This window comes from Neobacillus niacini NBRC 15566, assembly GCF_001591505.1.
Taxonomy (GTDB): Bacteria; Bacillota; Bacilli; order Bacillales; family Cytobacillaceae; genus Neobacillus; species Neobacillus niacini.
Genome location: NZ_BCVA01000040.1, coordinates 37909 through 58104, shown reverse-complemented (window position 1 = coordinate 58104; position 20196 = coordinate 37909). Strand labels below are relative to the sequence as shown.

The 20196-nt window shown below is 35.9% G+C and carries 18 protein-coding genes and 2 pseudogenes; 16 read left to right on the top strand and 4 right to left on the bottom strand.

What is annotated here, in order from left to right:
* The first annotated feature begins 195 nt into the window (after positions 1-195).
* Positions 196-609, top strand: a complete 414-nt coding sequence (locus BANA01_RS22485; RefSeq protein ID WP_034673397.1) for an ArsI/CadI family heavy metal resistance metalloenzyme — start codon at positions 196-198, stop codon at positions 607-609.
* Positions 610-941: 332 nt separating this feature from the next.
* Entirely contained in the window at positions 942-1865 is a 924-nt protein-coding gene (locus BANA01_RS22480) for a DNA/RNA non-specific endonuclease (protein ID WP_034673395.1), read from the top strand.
* A 198-nt stretch (positions 1866-2063) separates the two neighbouring features.
* On the opposite strand, the pseudogene BANA01_RS30450 reads toward BANA01_RS22480, so the two are convergent.
* Positions 2064-2159, bottom strand: a pseudogene (locus BANA01_RS30450) (integrase); the annotation flags it as partial.
* A gap of 108 nt (positions 2160-2267) precedes the next feature.
* Between BANA01_RS30450 and BANA01_RS22475 the strand changes: the two are divergent.
* Positions 2268-2933 (top strand): hypothetical protein, encoded by a 666-nt coding sequence (locus tag BANA01_RS22475; RefSeq protein WP_034673392.1) that lies wholly within the window; start codon positions 2268-2270, stop codon positions 2931-2933.
* Positions 2934-3172: 239 nt separating this feature from the next.
* Here BANA01_RS22475 and BANA01_RS22470 read toward each other — a convergent pair whose 3' ends face one another.
* Entirely contained in the window at positions 3173-3634 is a 462-nt protein-coding gene (locus tag BANA01_RS22470; protein WP_034673389.1) for a DinB family protein, read from the bottom strand.
* 258 nt (positions 3635-3892) lie between these two features.
* On the opposite strand from BANA01_RS22470, the gene BANA01_RS22465 reads away from it, so the two are divergent.
* From BANA01_RS22465 to BANA01_RS22455, 3 genes are read left to right on the top strand one after another with little or no spacing between them, the layout of a single operon-like run.
* Positions 3893-4873, top strand: a complete 981-nt coding sequence (locus BANA01_RS22465; RefSeq protein ID WP_034673387.1) for a serine hydrolase domain-containing protein — start codon at positions 3893-3895, stop codon at positions 4871-4873.
* A 13-nt stretch (positions 4874-4886) separates the two neighbouring features.
* Complete coding sequence (locus tag BANA01_RS22460; RefSeq protein WP_034673385.1) at positions 4887-6485, top strand: ABC1 kinase family protein; 1599 nt, start codon at positions 4887-4889, stop codon at positions 6483-6485.
* A gap of 12 nt (positions 6486-6497) precedes the next feature.
* Positions 6498-7025 (top strand): dihydrofolate reductase family protein, encoded by a 528-nt coding sequence (locus BANA01_RS22455; RefSeq protein WP_034673383.1) that lies wholly within the window; start codon positions 6498-6500, stop codon positions 7023-7025.
* 27 nt (positions 7026-7052) lie between these two features.
* Here BANA01_RS22455 and BANA01_RS22450 read toward each other — a convergent pair whose 3' ends face one another.
* The gene (locus tag BANA01_RS22450; RefSeq protein ID WP_034673381.1) at positions 7053-7388 is read right to left on the bottom strand and encodes a DUF3889 domain-containing protein; all 336 of its coding nucleotides are present in this window, start codon (positions 7386-7388) and stop codon (positions 7053-7055) included.
* Between the two features lie 108 nt (positions 7389-7496).
* Between BANA01_RS22450 and BANA01_RS22445 the strand changes: the two genes are divergently transcribed.
* Positions 7497-8153, top strand: coding sequence for a hypothetical protein (locus BANA01_RS22445; RefSeq protein WP_034673378.1), 657 nt, complete (start codon positions 7497-7499; stop codon positions 8151-8153).
* A gap of 1 nt (position 8154) precedes the next feature.
* On the opposite strand, the gene BANA01_RS22440 is transcribed toward BANA01_RS22445, so the two are convergent.
* On the bottom strand, positions 8155-8460 hold the full coding sequence (locus tag BANA01_RS22440) for a putative quinol monooxygenase (protein WP_034673375.1): 306 nt from the start codon (positions 8458-8460) through the stop codon (positions 8155-8157).
* Between the two features lie 151 nt (positions 8461-8611).
* Here BANA01_RS22440 and BANA01_RS22435 point away from each other — a divergent pair, with 151 nt between their 5' ends.
* The 9 genes and pseudogenes from BANA01_RS22435 (at position 8612) to BANA01_RS22400 (ending at position 20171) form a co-directional block, all read left to right on the top strand.
* A complete protein-coding gene (locus BANA01_RS22435; RefSeq protein ID WP_052106288.1) occupies positions 8612-9229 on the top strand; it encodes a CBO0543 family protein in 618 nt (205 codons plus the stop codon).
* 296 nt (positions 9230-9525) lie between these two features.
* Positions 9526-9669: pseudogene (locus tag BANA01_RS30215) on the top strand (DDE-type integrase/transposase/recombinase); the annotation flags it as partial.
* Between the two features lie 459 nt (positions 9670-10128).
* Positions 10129-11316, top strand: a complete 1188-nt coding sequence (locus BANA01_RS22430) for a glycosyltransferase family 4 protein (RefSeq protein WP_157411867.1) — start codon at positions 10129-10131, stop codon at positions 11314-11316.
* A gap of 25 nt (positions 11317-11341) precedes the next feature.
* Positions 11342-12631 (top strand): glycosyltransferase, encoded by a 1290-nt coding sequence (locus tag BANA01_RS22425; protein ID WP_034673578.1) that lies wholly within the window; start codon positions 11342-11344, stop codon positions 12629-12631.
* Between the two features lie 148 nt (positions 12632-12779).
* Positions 12780-14780 (top strand): methyltransferase domain-containing protein, encoded by a 2001-nt coding sequence (locus tag BANA01_RS22420; protein ID WP_052106295.1) that lies wholly within the window; start codon positions 12780-12782, stop codon positions 14778-14780.
* 4 nt (positions 14781-14784) lie between these two features.
* The gene (locus tag BANA01_RS22415) at positions 14785-17058 is read left to right on the top strand and encodes a glycosyltransferase (RefSeq protein WP_034673573.1); all 2274 of its coding nucleotides are present in this window, start codon (positions 14785-14787) and stop codon (positions 17056-17058) included.
* Between the two features lie 53 nt (positions 17059-17111).
* Positions 17112-18389: a nucleotide sugar dehydrogenase gene (locus BANA01_RS22410; protein ID WP_034673569.1), complete on the top strand. Its 1278-nt coding sequence runs from the start codon at positions 17112-17114 to the stop codon at positions 18387-18389.
* Entirely contained in the window at positions 18386-19189 is an 804-nt protein-coding gene (locus BANA01_RS22405) for an ABC transporter permease (protein ID WP_063254850.1), read from the top strand. Before BANA01_RS22410 ends, BANA01_RS22405 begins: the two co-directional genes overlap by 4 nt.
* A gap of 16 nt (positions 19190-19205) precedes the next feature.
* The gene (locus tag BANA01_RS22400; RefSeq protein WP_052106297.1) at positions 19206-20171 is read left to right on the top strand and encodes an ABC transporter ATP-binding protein; all 966 of its coding nucleotides are present in this window, start codon (positions 19206-19208) and stop codon (positions 20169-20171) included.
* Positions 20172-20196: the final 25 nt, after the last annotated feature.

The window sequence follows — 20196 nt, the reverse complement described above, 5'->3', positions numbered from 1 at the left end:
CGCTGTCAATATAATGTATTCCAAACCAGTTTATTTTGATCTAAATTATTTAATCAAATTATTTTGATTAAGGGGTTGTAATTAGAAATATTTGCTAATATACTGTACCTATAAATCAAAAAAAGTTGATTTATGAACTATAAATCAAAAATATTTGATTTAATCCGCCACTAAAACGTAAAGGAGATGTTTTTTATGAAGATGCATGTTGGTGTAAATGTAACGGATTTAGAAAAGTCAATTAAGTTTTATTCTCAAGTGTTTAATGCCGAGCCTGTGAAGGTAAAGCCAGACTATGCCAAATTTCTACTGAATGACCCAGCGTTAAATTTCACATTAAACTTAAAGGATAAAGTATCAGGAAATCAGGTAGGCCATTTTGGATTTCAAGTGGAAAATCGGGATGAAGTATTCAAGCACAAAGAGCGTTTAGAGAAATTAGGTTTCTTTGCTCGTGAAGAGATGGACGTTAATTGCTGCTATGCAACTCAAGATAAATTTTGGGTAACCGATCCTGATGGAAACGAATGGGAATTCTTCTTTACAAAAGGAGATTTAGAAAATATTGTTCAGGAGTCATCATGCTGTGCAGTGGAGACAATCAAATAATAAATAAATACTACCAGTGTATTTCTTAAGCGTTAATCCAAGAAGGATTAACGTTTTTTTGTGTATCTTTAGTTCAATAAGCTATGGAATTGAGTGATTGTATAGATGGATAACAATGATTCGTTCTCCTGAAATGAAGAAAGGAATGAGGAAGGTTTTGGCTTCTAGATTATTTATTGGTTGTAAGTGACTTCACACTTGGAATAAAGTATCTACTGAAATAAAGTTAATAGTAGAATATACTATATTAATAGGTTAAAAGCGTTACTCAATCTTCCATTCCGAGATTTTTTAGAATAAATAACATAAAACGATTATAGGAGAATCCTAAAATGAAAAAGAAAATGAACTATTTACTCTTACTTTTAACGACCATCTTTTTTGTTGGTTGTACCAACGTAGAAAATACATCCACTACAGATGGTGAATCAGATTCACAAGAAGTAACCACAGTTAATCCAAAGGAAGAAACTAACACTACGGCTGATGATGAACCGGTAGTAGAAGAAACACCAACTCAACCAAGTAATGAACGGTTCGCAGGATACAAACTTATTGAAGTTGATGGTGGTGATGTGTCTGGATATCGTGAACCTAACGTCGTTGTGGACATTGGGTATGGGGACCGTGAATATTGGGCATTTACGAATGAATATGGGCAACTAGTACGTGTCATTGCTGATGAAATCATTATACAAGATGACAATAACGAACCTGTATTATCGTCTGGAAGGTACTATGCTGATGAGGCAAAGGTTCCTGGCGTCGAAAGTGACACTTTAGATGAAGGACATATCATTGCCGATTCTCTCGGAGGGGTATCGAATGCTTATAATATTACCCCACAAGATAGCACACTCAACCGACATGGTGATCAAGCTTATATGGAAGAAGTGATACGAAAAGCAGGTGGAGCTACTCATTTTGAAGCCATTATCACCTATCCGAATACGGAAACGCAGATTCCTTCCAGTTATCAGTATACCTATACGTTAATGGGTAACGAGATCGTTGATAAATTTGACAATGTGAACCCTGATGAAGTAAACGCAGGACTCGGTTTAACAGGCAGTGAGCCTTCTGATTCAACTAGTTCAACAACAAGCAGTGATGTTTCTAGTGTTGATACAGACGGTGATGGACAAGTGACGATTAAAGAAGCGAAAGCAGCCGGTTTTCGTATGCCAATAACGAGTGATCATTGGTTATACCCATATATGCGCGATAATGATCATGACGGTATGGTAGGGGAGTAGGCCCCTAGAACTTTGAGGCAAAATAAATGAACGAAAGAACATTTTCCTCGTGGGTCGATTTATAACAATTAGCAAATGGGTGTCTATACAGGAACAACTGTCTAAATTTTTATGCGAAAATATAATTATTTTTAACTAATGGGTGCAATAGTGGAAAGGCAGCGGAATATATATCCGTTGCCTTTTACTAATCCCTCTCTAAAAATATTTTCTATATAATTCTCTACTAAAACTTCCACTTAACTGAGCATAAATCCTAGTGGTCTCGCTCTTTTCGTGCCCAAGCAGACTTCGGTTTTTGGGATTAATAAGGGTTGACTCCAATATTTATTTATTTCAGGGACAGTGTGAAATTTGAAATATAATAGAAAGAGTAGACTAGATTAAGCAGGGGGTGTAACGATGACTCGAAAAAGAACTTTACATATTCTAAATGGGCAAGCTATGTACAATTTTTTTAAAAGGACAAATTTTCTTGAACAAGAATGTATGGTCCCATTTAACGAGGCTATGTGTTATGGAAAAACGCATAAGGATCTATTTTCAAATGAGTTTACTGAAATACGTGCTAAGGTCCATCACGTAACTCCAGTGCAATATAGTGAAACCGTACTAAAACCATTGGCGCCACTCTTTAGTGAAAAATTCACTCATATAGCTTTATGGTTTGATGCTGATATGTTTTGTCAAATCAATATACTAGCCCTATTAGCTTGGTTAGACCAAGCAGAACATACAGGTGATATGGATCTTAATATAGTCGGTGATCATTTTGAACCAATGAGTCATTTTAGCTTAAAAGCGAAGGGGTATTATGCTATTTACAAACAAGTGTTGATTGATAAAAAGATGCCTGGAAATATCTATCCAGAACCTTTAAAGAAGGGGGTTGAGCTATATTTGAATTACCTTCATAAAGACAGTGATCTTATGATGTATATTCACAAGTATAAAGATGTTCCAGAAGAAGAACTTATGTTAGCATTATTTAAAAAATTTAAACATTATGGGCTAGGAGATACACAATATTTAGAAATTATAAAATCTCTTCGCCAAAAACATCAATAAGCGGTAGTCGTTTTTCTGGAATTTTTGGACAACCTCTTAATATGTAGAGTGTAGTGTTCTCAAAATAAACGGTAATCATTAGAATGCCAAAAATCCCGACTCTCGAAAAAAATGCAGGGATTTTTGGCATATTTTTTGTAATGTACAAGGTGCTTGAACATCACATTTAAAGGTTTGCATTTTAAGTACTTGCAATTAGTAAATGAAACCCGTTAGTATCCAGACCACTTCTGTCCTAATTACCTCATACACTTCTTCAAATCAAGAATGGTCTGTAAGTGCATCCCCTCGTGAAAGATCGTTCGAATCAAAACTTGCTCGATCGTATGCATACCCATTTCAGTTGGAGCAAACTCCTCTTCAAGCCGCTCTCCGTACTGTGCTTTAATTTCAGCAGGCTGTCCTTTTAAAAGCTTTTTTAACTCTTCCATTGTAGGTGTTTCAGGAGTGAAGTCTGCGGGGGATGTCCCATATCCGAACCAAGCTTGAAACTGTTCTGGAACTCCAGCTTTCTCTTTCGTCACAGCTTGAATCCATAAGTATTGATCAAGATAAATATGCCCAAGGTTCCAGCGGATATTATTATTAAATCCCTTTGGAATGATTTCAGCCTCTTCTTCTGTTACATTTTCTACTACCCCTAAAATATAGCTGCGATACGATTCTAATTGAGTAAATAATACTTCATGACGATTTTTCATGTGCAGGCCTCCTTTTTTCACTAGCATTTAATTCGAGAAGAAAGTGGAAATTCCTGCATAATTTTGTCGTGCAGTCAGGGCTAGGTTCAAAATCTAGTCAAAAAAAATACTGACAGTAAAGTCAGTCCAGGTAACGCGAGGTGCTTCCTTGCGTCTACTATAGTATATGCTAGGAGACGAATAATGGTTCCATCGGGATTAAAGGAAATTCGTCAATTACTATAGAATAATAGACTGATAGAAAGGTGTGTATCGACTATTTTTCAACCACTAATTTCGTACATAGAAGATATAAAAGAACGGAACCATAGCAGCGGGGCAGCACTCGTCATTATCAAGGATAACCAAATGGTATTAGAGCACTATAGCGGCTATCACGCTAACACAAAAAACTCCCGCCCGATTGACGCGACCTCGCAATTTAATGTCGCATCTGCAAGAAAAAGCTACCTGGGGCTAGTCGTTGCATTCGCATTATATGAAGGTAAAATAAAGAGCTTGGATGACCTGGCTGTTCACTATTTTGAGAATATAGACAAAGAACTGCTAGGGAAAACCACGATCAGACATTTGGTTACTCATTCCCACGGACTTCATCAACGGGAGGACGGGACGATTTTTCGAGAGTTTCAGCCAGGTGCAAATTGGGCGTATCGAGGGATTAATATCATCATGATGACCGAATTGGTAAACAGGCTTTATGATAAAAGTTTTCCCGAACTCCTAGAGGAACGCGTGTTCAAGCCAATGGGATTCAACGAAACGGCTTGGCAGACAGAACATAATGAAAAATTGGTTCAGGTCGTGGATGACCCAAAAGAGCCGGCCTCCTATAAAGTAGGGCAGACAAAAAACGGGATGGAATCAAACCTCCATACCTCTGCTCGTGAATTTGCCCGCTGGGGAAATCTTCATTTGAACCATGGAATGGACATCGTTCCAAAGGAAGTCATTCAACTCGCGACGAACGTTCAAAATCCTTCTTATAAAAATAATGATTTGCCGCAGAACGGCTTGTTCTGGTTTGTACAAGGTACTCCGGCCAAACACAGTGAATTAGGTGAAAGAGTCCCTAAAGGGTCCTATCAAATAATTGGCGTTACCGGGCCAACCCTCTTAGTGATTCCTGAATACAACGTTGTCGTCGCAAAAATGTTCAATAAACAATATAACTATGGCGGCAGTCATTATCTTCATTATTTAAGGGAGTTTAGCAATTTAGTGGCGGATGTGTTTTAAGGGGGGAACCTGGATGAAACAGAACAAGCTGGTGCGCATGTATAAGGTGCTTTCACTAGCTTTCGGGATTTTTCTGCAAATTTATTGGTACAAGATTCGCAGGAAACCGAAGGAGGAGTGGGAGAAGCTTTGGGGACAAATAGGGGCACGGTATCGCAATACACTATTCGAATTGGAAGGCTTATTGATCAAAGTCGGACAAATATTAAGTACGCGGGCGGATTTGCTGCCAAAAGCGTTTATCAGCCAAATTGAAGACCTCACAGACAAGGTTCCTCCTTCTGAATGGAGTGAGATAGAGAAAATACTTGACCATGAAAACTTCCTTTCCATTGAAAAAACAGCGATTGCCTCTGCTTCGATTGGAGAAGTATATAAAGGTGTGCTGAAGGACGGCACGGAAGTCGCCATTAAAGTGAAACGACCGTATATCGATACGATTATCCAAACGGATTTTAAGGTTTTAGCAGTTGTTATCTGGTTTGCCGACCATTTTGTTCCGATTCCAAAAGGATTTATCAACTTTAAAGTTCTATTTCAGGAACTAAAACAGGTGATTGAACGAGAGCTTGATTATACCCTCGAGCTCGAGACCATTCTGTATTTTAAAGAGCGATTTAAGGACATGGATAGTGTAAAGATACCATCGGTGTATCCAGAACTTAGTAAGTCCAATGTGCTGGTGATGGAATGGGTAGAAGGAATGCGGCTAACGGATCATGGGACGTTGGAGCACGTATCCGTAACACCTGAAGAACTGGCTCGAAGGCTGATGAAAGTGTTCCTTCCGCAATGGTTAGAGCCAGGAAAGTTCCATGCCGATCCCCATCCAGGAAATGTTCTCGTATCAAAGGAAGGAAAAATCATCTTGCTCGATTTCGGCATGATTGGCGAAATCAGTAAAAAGGACGCAGCTCACTTTCAAACTTTAATTGAAAGCTTTCTTTCGAAAAATTACTCGAAGGCAGTGGATTGCTTAGCTCAACTTGGATTTTTGCTTCCGGAAGCGGATTCGAGAACGATTGAAAAGCTGTTGGCGGAAATGGTTTCGTTCGAACCAGAACAACTGAAACAAATGGATATTATGGCGTTTAAGAAGGAAATGAACGATACTATTCAAGCCTTGCCTATCCAGGTTCCCACGAGGTTCGTATTTCTAGGCCGCTCCTTTGTCACAATTGAAGGGATAATCCGTCATCTTGCTCCAGAGGCAGAGCTCCTCGACCTAGGGAAGCCAATTTTTATGGAGTGGCTGAACAAACAAGGAAACAATAAATGGTCCTTGATTTGGAAATGGATTCAATCACAACCTGCGTTTAAGCTTATCCATTCCGTGACGGAATTTTTACAAGCCCCTCAGAGGCTCGAGGACCTAAAGGAACTAGAACAACGTAGACAATTTCAATTTATGATATTTGAAAATAATAAAAAGCATTTTTTTCAGCTGACAGTACTCGGAATGATAGGAATCCTAGCAGGTATCTATACTTCCCGCCCACTCATCTTAAACCTGTCAGCCGGCGGGACCGCAGTCGCTCTATTAGGGTATTTTGTTTGCAATTTAAAACAGAAAAAGTGGATGAGATACATGCATGAAAAACGAAAACAGTAGGGAGGAAGATGTATGAGTAAACAAAGCAAATTAGTATTTTACGGTGCCATCAGTTTGGATGGCTACCTCGCACGTGAAAATCATTCATTGGATTGGTTAATTGGAACGGAGGGGGAACATGATACAGGCTATGAGGAATTTTATGAGAGTATCGATACGATTCTGATGGGGAGAAGTACATATGAGCAAATCGGCATTCTGTCTCCAGAAAAATTCCCTTATGAAGGTAAGCCTTGTTATGTTTTTTCGCGTACAACAACTGGCTCGGATGAACACGTTACGTATATTAATGAGGATATTGCCGGTTTCACTCAGTCCTTGAAGGAACAGGAGGGGAAACGGATTTGGATCGTCGGCGGCGGGGAAGTACTGCAGCACATGCTGCATCTGGTGGATGAGTTCATTATTCAGATTGCCCCGACCATTATTGGACGAGGAATACCTATGTTTGTGCCAGGGGACCAGGAAAACAAACTTACGCTGGTCGATGTTCGGCGGTATAAACAATTTGCCGAACTGCATTATGAAGCCATTAGATAAAAGCTGTCATGGACCCCTGGACGGACATTATCGAGCTGTTTCGGTATAAGTAACATTGACTACTTGTTCGGTTTCTTTGGTAAATTCAATGTCTACATAAACACCGAATTCTTTTTGATTTTCTTTTAACCATAACTTGAATTTTTCGGTTGAGGTACGCGGTCCATTTGTTCTTCCAACATAAAGATAATCGACCACTTGCGCATTCGGATATTTTTCCTTTGTCTTAGCTATTGCTATTTTACTCCATTTTGCATAGGAAGGAGTCGGTTTCTGTTGTGCATAGGCAGTATGGTCGAGTTGAGATAGAGAGGAACTGGTAAAGCCAAATAAGATAGCGAAACAAATTAGAAGCTTTTTCATATAAGCACCTCCTTTGTGTCTTACTATCATGGCATCCCATGTAAAAAATATGTACGCCGCTTCAGAAACGGGATATATGACTCATTTAATAAAAGGAGGTATAAGAATTTGAAGAAAAGAATTGGCTGTCTGCATGCACATTATTCGAATATTGATTATATCGAGATAGCACTTTCAGCCTATGACGTCGAGTTAAGTCACTTCGTCGATCCAGGTTTGATGAATCGTGTCATGAATGACCCAGATTTCACAGAGTCTGAAGCTCAGAGGAAAGTGAAGAATCAAGTAGAGTGGATTGAGCAAACGGGTGTGGATGCCATCCTTATTACCTGTACGAACTATATTGCATTAGTGGGAGAGCTGTCACTCAAGGTACCCATTATCAAGATTGATGAACCCTACTTTGAAGCGCTTTGTGAGTTGGATTGGCCTCAAACCATTGTGTTCACAAACCCTGATACCGTTTCCGGTACAATCGACAGGCTCCAGCAATATGCAAAATCCAAACAGAAAACACTGGATATTGAGGTTCAGGTCATAGAGAATACCTTCCAACTCATTATGAGTGGGAAAAAGGAAGAGTACGAAAGAGAAGTAATCCAATTTTTGAAAAAAGATCATCAGAGGGTGATTTCGGTAGCACAACTATCGATGGTGGGGGCAGCACTACAGGTAGAGCGCGAAACGTCCCAATTCATTATCAATCCTTTGAATGTGCTCGTTACATCAATGGTAAAACAGCTAAATCTAGAGACAAAGGAATAGATTATATTCCTTTGCCACCTCTAGGAACGAACGTCGAAATTCGTTCCATTCCCGCAAGAATCGGTTTCGCTCGCTGGATCAATGTTTGTGTAGATTCCAATGTTAAAGATCCTTGATGAGCATTCTCGCTGCTCCACACTTCATACACATAAACAGCATTAGGATCATCAGGTGCTACACTGACAAGATATAACTCGCAATCATCAAGACTCTGCAACGATTCCGCAGCATTTAATAAAATCGCTGCCAACTGTTCACGTTCGCCTTCTTTTGCAATCAATTTACCGTAAATCCCGAATTTCTCCATATTTTAAACCTCCTTAATACGTAACCATTCTACTGTCATCGCCTTAATTCCTGTTGGATATACAAATTTGAAAATATTTTTTAGAATCCCATTTTTTTACCAAGATGTTGGGCAATTTAAGATAAAAAAATAAATCAAGGCAGGAAATAAGATGAGTGATGTGCAAAAAGAGGCGTTAAAAAAATTAATAACAGAACAACAAGATGGAGCCCATCAATGGTTGAAATATTGGCTAGAGCATTCTGCGTTTGATACGTGGCAATTTTGGTTCCATGTGATTATGTTTGTGTCACCGCTAATTGTTCTTTATTTTGCAATGGACTGGAAACGGGCTCTCCAGCTCGGCTTCTATGGATTCAACGTTCATGTTTGGTTTGGCTATTTCGATGATTTTGGTTCAACCCAAGCCCTTTGGACGTATCCTTATAAAATGATACCCTTTGTCGCACACAGTATCGGCTTAGACGCATCGCTGGTTCCAGTATCGTTCATGTTGGTGTACCAATGGACCATTAAACATCATAAAAATTATTACCTATATACATTGCTATTAAGTCTTTTTCTATCCTTTATTCTAAAACCGATTTTCGCCATGCACCATTTGTTTCAGTTCAATGCATGGGCCAATTACTTGCACTTGTTTCTAACCTATATCGTGATCCTTGTTTTATCCAAAGTGATAACAGATCTCTTTTTGTGGCTTCAAAAAAATGCGCAGGAAAAGGGCAGTAAAATGGGAACTACCAAAAAGGGTAAGGTGTTAAAGTAATTTCCCTTTTTTAAAATAGGCTCTGTTAGTATTCATGGTTGATTTTCGTGTTGTAGAATCGGTATGAGAATTCATAGGCGGAGAAATTCCTGCTATGTTTAAGAGTAAGCCCTAAAAAGCAAATATTAGCGGAGTTATTCCGACTAACTGCTCTAAATAAGCCAAAATCCGAAGGTTTGGCTAAGATAGCCGGAAAAACTACCTTTATTTTAAGGAAAAAAATCAATATTTCTCCATTTAGCCGGAATTTCTCCGTTTATATTTCAAACACAATGAAACCGACATTAGAGCCATAGATTACACAGGTAATTGGGCTTACCAATTAACACCTTATATCAAAAAGGTATAGGTCTCTTAAACAAGTTATCGATAGACTCAATCGTACGTTTAAGGGCAATTATTGCTCAACAAACAGGTTTGGGTCTGAACATGCAGCAATCGGCGAAGCGAACTCGTGACAAACAGAACTTTCAAATGGATTAAAATGGAAATACATAGGTCTATTTGGCATGCTTTCATTTTGTCTCCGTCACCCTTGATAAAGGAATCTCAAACCATTGGCATATTTCCATCAGATAAAGGAAATACGCCTACCCACCTATTGAGTTTTCATAGAACTTTTGACTCTACCACCATAATAAAGAAAAGTGATAAGCTTAATATCGTTTGTAAGATTATAGGTGAAAGTCCATTATTCGTTATTAATACTATTATTAATCTTGTATCTTCCATTATTAGTTCGACCTTCGCCAATTCATGAACAAAAGAGGTTAATAAAATCAGAAAATATCTAATGAAAGAGTAAGTGCTAAATAGCATTTAAGTTTCTATTAGATATTTATTTTTTTATTTCACGCAAGATTGACAAACTATTATTAATTTCAAAGGTGGTACCCTTAGTGAAAAGAGTATTAATCATATCCCAGCATTTTTACCCGGAAATTGGGAGCCACGCTAATCGAATAAAGAACATTTATATGCAATTAAAAAAAGAAAATTACGATGTAACGATTTTTACAACTGAGCCTTCGTACCCGAATAAGAAAATCTACGAAAATGAAGAATTTTGGGATGAGGAGTTGTTGAATTGTGAAAATAGTAACATTGTTAGAATTGGCATTTCCAGTAGGAAATATTCAAACAGTATTTTAAATCGATTATTTTACTATCTAGAAATCGCATTGAAATTTCTTTTTCTCATCATTAAGGATAAGAAACGATATGATTATATCTTTGTTACTTCTCCGCCGATATTTACGGGTTTCGTTGGAATTTTTGCTAAATATAGGTACAAGAGTAATTTTATCTTAGATATTAGGGATTTATGGCCAGAATCGCTGAAGGGTGTTGGGGTGCTTAACTATCCTTTGATTTTAAAAATTCTCGGAATTTTAGAAATAATCCTTTACAGAAAATCAGACAAAATTGTTATTAACAGCTTAGGCTTTCGAGAGTACATCCAAACAAAGGCTAAAATTGAAGAGTCAAAAATTGTATTTATTCCAAACGGTGCAATAAAAGATGAATTAGCTTCTATTTATAAAAAAGAAAACGAAACAAAGAAAATTATCTATGCAGGAAATCTTGGACTTGCTCAAAACACTGACTTGATCAATAAACTCGTACCCCTATTAGATGAACAGGGTATTCAGTTAACAATCATAGGCTATGGAATTAATAAAAAGAAGCTGGTTAACTCCATTAAGAAATACAAAAATGTAACCATCATGAATCCACTAACGAGAAAGCAATGCTTTAAGATCATTGCGGAACATGATATAGGCTTAGTTACGTTGAAGGATGAAGAAGTTTTTAAGACAGTCCTGCCGGGGAAAATGATTGACTATATGACTTGCGGCGTCCCAATCGTGGGTGTTATTGATGGATATGCGAAGGAAATAGTTGAAAAAGAGCGGGTTGGAATAGCAAGCAATAATACAGATTCACAAGAAATCTTGTCACATATTATGACGTTATTAAATGATGATGAGTTACGAAAAGATATGGCTCAAAGAGAGCAACAAGTAATTCTTAAGAACTTTAATTGGGAAACCAATATTAATAAGTTAGTTAAGCTTATGAAATAGAGCCTATGAAGAAAGGGGGAGAACCATGTCGAAAAAGGTTGGGATGTTTGTTTGGAATCATTTTACCAATGATGCCAGGGTATTACGGGAGTGTACCGCCTTGTCCGAGGCTGGGTATGATGTGGATCTAATTTGTATTCATGATCCAAAAGACGCAAACCTTCCAAGGTTTGAGAAAAGGAATGACCATTTTAAAGTCTATCGATTAAGAAGATATCCAGTTCTATTAGAACTAGGGCAGAAGTTTTACCGCTACTCCTTGCAGAATAAATGGTTTGGGGCTTTTTGTCTGATTATCTGGGCAATCCTTACTCTTTTAGCGCCGGTCACTGTTATCCCGATTACTATCGTGGTATTCTTACTACTTAAAACGAGGGTAAGAGTGTTATGGGTAAGAAGCAGCTTGATATTCAGAATGATCTTGAAGGGGTATCGAGGGCATTATGATATTTACCATTCAAATGATTTAAATACACTTCCCCAAGGCTATATCAGTGCAAAGTGGCGCTTGAAGCCGAAGAAGTTGATTTACGATTCACATGAGGTTCAAACAAGTCGAACTGGATATTCAAGTCCTATCCATGGGAAAATGGAAGCCTTTCTTATAAAGAAAATCGACGAGATGATGGTTGAAAATGATACAAGAGCGAAATATAACGAAGATTTATATGGATTTTACCCTCATGTTGTTCATAATTATCCTTTCAAACAGCTTAGTCAAAGTAATGAAAAGGTAGATTTACATGAAATCCTAAACATTCCTAGAAACGAGAAAATTCTACTCTATCAAGGTGGAATTCAAACAGGAAGAGGTTTGGACAAGCTAATTAAAGCTGTACCGATGTTTAAAGAGGGAGTATTGGTACTCGTTGGAGATGGGAAAATAAAGAAAGATTTACAAGAGATGGTTAAGGAAATGAACCTTGAGGAAAAGGTGAAGTTTCACCCAAAAGTACCTCTTCTAGCTCTTCCTAAATTTACGAGGAATGGTTATATAGGATTTCAGGTTTTAAATAACGTCTGTTTTAATCACTATTCTGCTTCATCTAATAAGCTTTTTGAATATATGATGGCAGGTGTGCCTGTTGTAGCTTGTGATTTTCCAGAGATCAAAAAAGTTGTAGATCAGGAACAAACTGGGATTACTGTTGATTCTCATAATCCTATGGAAATAGCAGATGCAGTTAATAAAATACTATCAAATCCAAGACTGAGAGAGAAATATAGTAAGAACAGTTTTGCCGCAAGAAATAGTTATAACTGGGAAGAAGAAAAGCAAGAATTCCTTAACGTTTATAGTAAATATTGTCACTAGATTGCATTAACTGAGTTCCGCTATTAAAAACACTCAACATCTTCAATGTCATTATTTTGTGCAAAGAAAACGCCGCATTGCACACGCTCTGAAACCCACTAGTGGAATATTGTATAGAATGAATTTCTTAGTAGATAAGGAGATTAACATGACTAAAAAGCCATTAGATAGAATTGCTGAAGCCTATAAAGGTGATATGGGAGAGGACTTCGGTAAAAAAACCAGAAATCGGATAAATTGGATTGTTAATCATGTTGAAGGGAACAATGTTTTGGATATAGGGTGTTCACAAGGAATAGTCCCAATTATTCTAGGGCGTGAAGGTAAAAATGTTGATGCTCTAGATATTGCTCAAGAATCGATTGAGTATGCAATGGACGACTTGAAAAATGAGCATGTAACAGTCCAAGAGAATGTTAACTTTAGAGTGTCAAACTTTATGACAGAGGAACAATTAGAACCAACATATGAAACAATCCTTCTGACAGAAGTATTAGAACATATCTCTGATCCGTTAAGTTTTTTAAAGAAAATACATGATCATTTAGATAAAGAAGGCCGTGCAGTAGTAACTGTTCCTTTTGGAATTAATGACTACTTTGATCATAAACGAACATATTACTTTTTAGAATTGTATGACCATCTATCTGCTTTCTTTACGATTGAAAAAATTGAATACCTAGGAAATTGGGTTGGTGTTATTTGTAAAAAGAATATGGAGCTAACTGCCCAACCACAAAAGGCTGAATTTAATCGCGAAACAATCCAAACATTAGAAAATGCTTTTTACATCTTAGAACGAGAATTAGTAACGAAAATAGAAAATTTCCAAACTACCATTAAACAAAAAAATGAATATGTGAAAAGTTTACAAACTCAACATTCTCAATATATTGAAGGTTTGAAAGAACAATTAGAACAACGGAATAGTGAGATTAAAACCTTAAATAACCGGGTAAATGAACTCGAAAAAATAGAAATTAGCAAAACAGTAGAAATTAAAGAAGAAAAAAAGAATAACAGCAGGCTTTTAGAACAAATTCAACAAAAAGAAAAAGAGGTTGAATTTCTAAAGAAGAAAGAATTTGATTTACAAGTTGACCTAATAAAGAAATTAGAAGAAATCAAGCAAGAAAAAGAAAAAAATAAATCACTAGTAAACAAATCCAACAATGAATTGAAGGAATATAAATCATCAATTAAAAAAGTTGAAAAGCAACATCAGCTGGAAATTGAAAAGTTTAAAAAATATATAAAACATAAAGAAAAAGAAGTAGAAACCCTAAAGAAGAAAGAAACTGATTATCAAAACCAACAAATAAAGAAATTAGAAGAAATTAAACTAGAAAAAGAGAAAAATAAGAATCTTTTGAACCAAGCTAACACCCAATTGATTGAATATAAATCATTGATTGATGATTTAGAAAAACAACATCGAATAAATAGTGATGAGTTTAAAGAAGCAATTCAAACAAAGGAAAATGAAGTAGACGATTTAAAAGTAAAACTAGTAAATCTGCAAATGGAAAAAGAAAAAAATACAGAAGAATTGCTTCAAAAAGATACCATTATTGATGAATTAAAGCAAAATATTAATAATCTAAAAGCAAATGAGGCCAAAAGCTTAGAAGAGATTAAGGAAGAAAGAAAAAGTAAACAAATTCTTCTAGCACGAGAAAAGGAAAAAGCTGAACAGATTTCGGCACTTCAACAGGAAGTGAAGAAACATCTAGGAAGTCTTGAAAAGTACAAAGAGCAAATTAAACTTAAGGATCAAGAGAAAGAGCAATTAAACTTCATAATCAAGCAAAAGGTGCAGAATAGTACTACACCTGATATTCATCCAAATACTTGGCTGTACGATGAAATTAAGAAAAGAGACAATCTGATCATTGACTTAAACAAACAGGTTGAAATGTTGAAAGCTGAATTACTTACTAGTTTAAATCATGAAGAGAAATCTCTAAAAAACAACCTAAAGGAAAAAGAAGAATACAGCAAGTTGGAAAACTTCGTTAGAAATATAGAGGCTAAATTGAGTAAGTTAGAAAGAAAATATATGGCTTTGCAAACTTCCAAGCTAGGTTCCATGACATTAAAGTATTGGCAGCTCAAACGTAAATATACAAAAAAGGCAGGGAGCAATTAATACGATGAAAAAGGAAGAAATACTAGCAAGATTACAGGAAATAGAAAAAATAAAGAAAAAAATAAGTACGTTAAACACTCCTTCTTTACCTGTAATTCCAGGAGGCATCCTAATTAATAAGACTGAAACGGAAGGAAACAAGCCGGTTACTAGAGTAACTAAACCAGCTGTTCCGGTAAATAAATCAAACTTTAAAAAAGGGATAAGCGTAATTATTCCAACTTATAAAGGTGAAAAAGTAATTCTTACATGCTTAGAATCTCTTCATAAACAAACATTAAAGCAAGAATTATTTGATGTGATTATCATAATGAATGGTGAAAAGGATTCTACAGAATCAATCATTAATGATTTTATTACTAAAACAAACATGAATAACATTACCGCATTATACTCATCAAAGCCAAGTGCTTCTTCAGCTAGAAACATAGGTTTGCAACATGCTAAGCGGGAATACACAGTTTTTCTAGATGATGACGATTATACTTCATCCAACTTCTTAGAAGAAATGTTTAATTATGCAAGCCCTGATACAACCGTTATTTCTCAAATCGTTAACGTCGACCAAGCTGGAAATGTTGACCCTACTAATTCCATTAATCAACAAATTATAAATGTCGAGAAAAAAGAACATAACGACTTTATGTCTTTAAATATGGTTGCGACAATTAATGCGTGTAAGCTTGTGCCTACTAGTTGTTTAAAGCCAATACAGTATGATTCTGGATTAAAGAGTGGAGAAGATGTAGTATTCTTCACTGAACTAATCGCCAAAAACGACTTGAAATTTAAAGTTATCCCGATTGATAAACAAGTGATCTATTATAGAGTTTTGCGTGATAACTCAGTATCACGACAAATGATGACATTTGATTTCTATGTCACTCAAAGATTAGCCGTAATCAAACGGTTAGATAAATTGATTGGTCAAACTACAAATACTCAAAAACAAACGTTTATTAAACAAAAAATAAACGCACAATCAACATTCATTAATAGATATTTGAAGGAAAATATCAATGATAGGGAACAAGTTGTTGAGGAAATTAAAAAGCAAAACCTTTCATATATGCCTTATTCTATTGTTAATAGAGGCTTAGCCAATAAGCTAGTTATCTCTTTCTGTTTCCCTCCATATGTTGATACGAGTGGTAATGTAATGGCAAAACGGATTCGAAATATGAACGAAATCGTGGATGTTGTTTATAACAAAATGGATAAAGTGAGAGAGAGAGATCTTAAATTAAATACTTTAGTTGAAGATGTCATCGATGAAAGATTTGAGATTCCAAGTTATCCTAGTTTCTCTAATTGGAAAGCAATTGAAGCCTTTTGTACGTTAGGTATAGACAAACTAGGAAATACAAAAACATATAAAGAAATTTATAGTCGTGCCATGTGGCCTGGATCTCACTTTTTGGCTTACCAATATAAACTCCTTAACCCGAAGGTAAAATGGTCAGCAGAGTTTTCGGATCCTTTATTACTAGATATCCATGGTCAAACTAGAAAAGCCAACATTGAAAACCCTGATTTTCTAAAAAAAGCGAATAAAATGGCTGCCAAAAAGTATAAAATACCACCTGTTTCTGACTCAAACCTATTCTTCTGGTGTGAATATTTGCCATATCTATTTGCGGATGAGTTAATATTCACGAATGAAAATCAGTTGAAATATATGTTAGATAGTTTTCCGATTAAGAAAGTCAAAAATATGATCAAGAAGAAAGCTGTTATTTCACCACAGCCTACCTTACCAACGGAATTTTATAATAGTAATAAAAGCAATTATTCATTAGAAAAAGATAAAGTGAATATCGCATACTTCGGTACATTCTACCAAACAAGAAACTTAGATGACCTTTTCAGTGGTTTGGAAAATGTAACCGAGGAATTAAGAAAAGATGTTAAACTACATATTTTTACTGCCAATCCCGCTTCCCTTGAGGAAGAATTAAAAGGCAGTGTATTAGCTAAAAATGTAAAGGTTAATCCATATGTTAATTATAACGAATTTCTAAATCTAACAACCTCTTTTGATTGCTTAGTTGTTAATGACGCAAAGACAAAACAAAATAAAGCAACAAATCCATATTTACCTTCTAAATTAAGTGATTACATAGGAAGTGGCACTAATATCTGGGGAATTTATGAAGAGAATAGTATATTAAGTGGCTATGAACTAACTTATAAATCAGAATTAGGGAATATTAAACAAGCAACGGGTGTTTTTGAACAAATAGTTAGTGATAAGAAGAATAAAACAGTTTCTGTATAAGTGAAAGATAACTAGATTAATCAATAACCATTAATTATTAGGAGGAACTAATAATGAAATTATGTACAGTAGGATTAGGATATATCGGATTACCAACATCTATTATGTTTGCAAAGCATAACGTGGACGTTGTCGGTGTAGATGTAAGTCCCAGAGTAATCGATTCATTGAATAATGGAAAGATTCATATTGAAGAACCAGGATTACAAGAAGCATTAGAAGAAGTAATTGAAAAAGGTACATTCAGAGCTTCATTGATGCCTGAAAAAGCAAATGCCTTCATTGTTGCAGTTCCAACGCCAAACCATGATGATCAGTATAAATCTTGTGATTTATCATATGTAGTAAGTGCAGTTAAATCTGTTCTTCCTTATATCGAAAAAGGAAATGTATTAATCGTAGAATCTACAATCGGGCCGCGCAGCATGGATGATGTAGTAAAGCCATTAGTAGAAGAGGCTGGATTCGTTGTCGGGGAAGACATTTTCTTAGTACACTGCCCAGAGCGTGTATTACCAGGTCAAATTATGCACGAACTAGTTTACAACAACCGCATTGTCGGCGGGATTACACCAGCATGTACAGAAGCCGGCGCAATGGTATACGGTACGTTTGTTAAAGGTGAACTGATCAAAACAAACGCAAAAACTGCTGAAATGTCTAAGTTAATGGAAAACACATTCAGAGATGTGAACATTGCCTTAGCGAACGAGCTTTCAAAAGTGTGTAACGAGTTAGAAATCAATGCTTTAGATGTTATCAGCATGGCGAACAAGCACCCGCGTGTGAACCTGCATACTCCTGGACCAGGTGTAGGCGGACACTGTCTGGCTGTTGATCCATACTTTATCGTAGCAAAAGCACCGGAAACAGCACAGTTAATTAACCTTGGACGTACGATCAATACTTCTATGCCTGCTTATGTAGTAGAAAACGTGAACAAGTTAATGGAAAATGTTGACGGTAAAGTGGTAACAGTATTTGGTTTAACATACAAAGGAAACGTGGATGATATTCGTGAAAGCCCAGCAATGGAAATTTATCAAATGCTAAAAGAAGAGAACCGATTCGAAGTAAGAGCATTTGATCCGCATGTTCAATTAGACTGGGTGATCAGTGACATGGAAGAAGCAGTAAATGGATCTGATTTAATCTTAATATTATCTGATCATAATGAGTTCAAAATAATCGAAGGAACTGAATTATCGAAAATGAACAATAAGAGAATTTTCGATACTAAAAATGTGGTTAACGAAGTTTCAGGAGATGTTGAATATATGAATTATGGAAATCTTTTTGAATTTCTTAAGAAAGAAGCAAGTCTTGTATGAACTTTGTTTGGCAAATCTTGAAAGAACAATTTAGTAATCTTAATCTGATATTCAGATTAAGTATGTTTCAAGAAAAAAGTCGCTACAATATGCATTATTTAGGCGCATTTTGGCAAATTTTAAATCCAGTGATACAAATCGGTATCTATTGGTTCATTTTTGGCTTTGGTATTAGGGGGGGCTCTTCTGTCGGAGAGACCCCGTTCTTCCTTTGGTTCATTTGCGGTATCGTACCATGGTTTTTTATAAGCCCAACGATAACACAAGGTTCAAATAGTGTTTATTCAAAGATAAATTTAGTTTCCAAAATGAAGTTTCCAGTGAGCGTCCTTCCTACAATAAAGATAGTAGAAAACTCCTTTTCCTTTATTGCAATGATGATCATTACGGTCATGATACTAGTACTAAATGGTTATTTCTCGGGGATTTACCTGCTGCAATTGCCATATTTTTTATTATGCCTATATATTTTGCTGTATAGTTTAACATTATTATTATCAACACTCACAACCATTATCAGGGATATACAAACAATGGTTCAATCGATTATGAGAATGATGATGTATGCTTTACCGATTCTATGGAACGTAGAAAGCCTGCCAGCCTTTTTTGTGAATTTACTTCAGCTTAACCCGCTTTATTATATTATTGATGGATTTAGAAATTCATTATTAGGCGGAGAATGGTTTTTTTATGACTTGGATTATACATTATATTTTTGGTTTATTACCCTTTTGATTTTATTTATAGGTTCACGTTATCATTTGAAATTCCGTCATAAATTTGTTGACTATATTTAATTGGAGGCTTTAAAAAATGAGGCCGAAAATCGTTTTTTCTAACGTTTCAAAAAGTTTTAACTTATATAAAAAGCAATCTGATAAACTACTCGAAATTATCTCTTTTAAAGATAATAAAGAAAATTTTTATGCTCTTAATAATCTTTCATTTGAGATTTTTGAAGGGGAAGCAATCGGAATTGTTGGCCTTAACGGATCTGGAAAATCGACACTTTCAAATTTACTGGCACAGATTATTCCTGCCACTTCAGGTTCGATTGACATAAATGGAGAGACTTCTTTAATTGCGATATCAGCTGGATTAAATAATCAATTAACTGGTTTAGAGAATATCGAACTCAAGTGTTTAATGCATGGGTTAAAGAAGCAAGAAGTTCAAAGATTGATGGCCGATATCATTGAATTTGCCGATATTGGCAAATTTATTAACCAACCTGTGAAAAATTATTCAAGTGGAATGAAGTCACGACTGGGGTTTGCCATTTCAATTCACACGAATCCTGATATATTGATTGTGGACGAGGCTCTTTCAGTTGGTGACCAAACTTTTTATGAAAAGTGTCTTAATAAAATGAATGAATTTAAGAGTCAGGGAAAGACGATTATTTTTATAAGTCACTCCCACTCACAAATAAAAGAATTCTGTGATCGCGTTATGTGGATTCATTTTGGCAGACTTGAAAAATTTGATAAGTCGGATGAAGTGTTACAGGATTATAATAAGTTTATTAATTGGTTTAATTCCTTAACGGAGATTGAAAAGAAAAATTACCGAAAACAAATGTTAGAAGACCAATATAAAGGTGAAAATGTCTCGAATCATTCTATTCGCAGACCAACACCTCGAAAGCCGCCTGTAAAGAAGCAAGGCGATATCCTATTTACATTCCAATGTGTACTTTTGGTCTTAGCGGTTCTCGTTAGCGCGTCATTCATGTTTGGAGCAAATCCGGTATTGGGTATTGAAAAATATTTTTTATAGTATTTAATAGGGAATCTAAATCCCC

Bases quoted from the DNA above. Each gene is read 5' to 3' on its own strand.
- BANA01_RS22425 (WP_034673578.1), top strand. From the start codon at position 11,342: ATGTCGAAAAAGGTTGGGATGTTTGTTTGGAATCATTTTACCAATGAT.
- BANA01_RS22440 (WP_034673375.1), bottom strand. From the start codon at position 8,460: ATGGAGAAATTCGGGATTTACGGTAAATTGATTGCAAAAGAAGGCGAA.
- BANA01_RS22460 (WP_034673385.1), top strand. From the start codon at position 4,887: ATGAAACAGAACAAGCTGGTGCGCATGTATAAGGTGCTTTCACTAGCT.
- BANA01_RS22415 (WP_034673573.1), top strand. From the start codon at position 14,785: ATGAAAAAGGAAGAAATACTAGCAAGATTACAGGAAATAGAAAAAATA.
- BANA01_RS22435 (WP_052106288.1), top strand. From the start codon at position 8,612: ATGAGTGATGTGCAAAAAGAGGCGTTAAAAAAATTAATAACAGAACAA.
- BANA01_RS22485 (WP_034673397.1), top strand. From the start codon at position 196: ATGAAGATGCATGTTGGTGTAAATGTAACGGATTTAGAAAAGTCAATT.
- BANA01_RS22455 (WP_034673383.1), top strand. From the start codon at position 6,498: ATGAGTAAACAAAGCAAATTAGTATTTTACGGTGCCATCAGTTTGGAT.
- BANA01_RS22410 (WP_034673569.1), top strand. From the start codon at position 17,112: ATGAAATTATGTACAGTAGGATTAGGATATATCGGATTACCAACATCT.
- BANA01_RS22405 (WP_063254850.1), top strand. From the start codon at position 18,386: ATGAACTTTGTTTGGCAAATCTTGAAAGAACAATTTAGTAATCTTAAT.
- BANA01_RS22450 (WP_034673381.1), bottom strand. From the start codon at position 7,388: ATGAAAAAGCTTCTAATTTGTTTCGCTATCTTATTTGGCTTTACCAGT.
- BANA01_RS22420 (WP_052106295.1), top strand. From the start codon at position 12,780: ATGACTAAAAAGCCATTAGATAGAATTGCTGAAGCCTATAAAGGTGAT.
- BANA01_RS22475 (WP_034673392.1), top strand. From the start codon at position 2,268: ATGACTCGAAAAAGAACTTTACATATTCTAAATGGGCAAGCTATGTAC.
- BANA01_RS22470 (WP_034673389.1), bottom strand. From the start codon at position 3,634: ATGAAAAATCGTCATGAAGTATTATTTACTCAATTAGAATCGTATCGC.
- BANA01_RS22480 (WP_034673395.1), top strand. From the start codon at position 942: ATGAAAAAGAAAATGAACTATTTACTCTTACTTTTAACGACCATCTTT.
- BANA01_RS22400 (WP_052106297.1), top strand. From the start codon at position 19,206: ATGAGGCCGAAAATCGTTTTTTCTAACGTTTCAAAAAGTTTTAACTTA.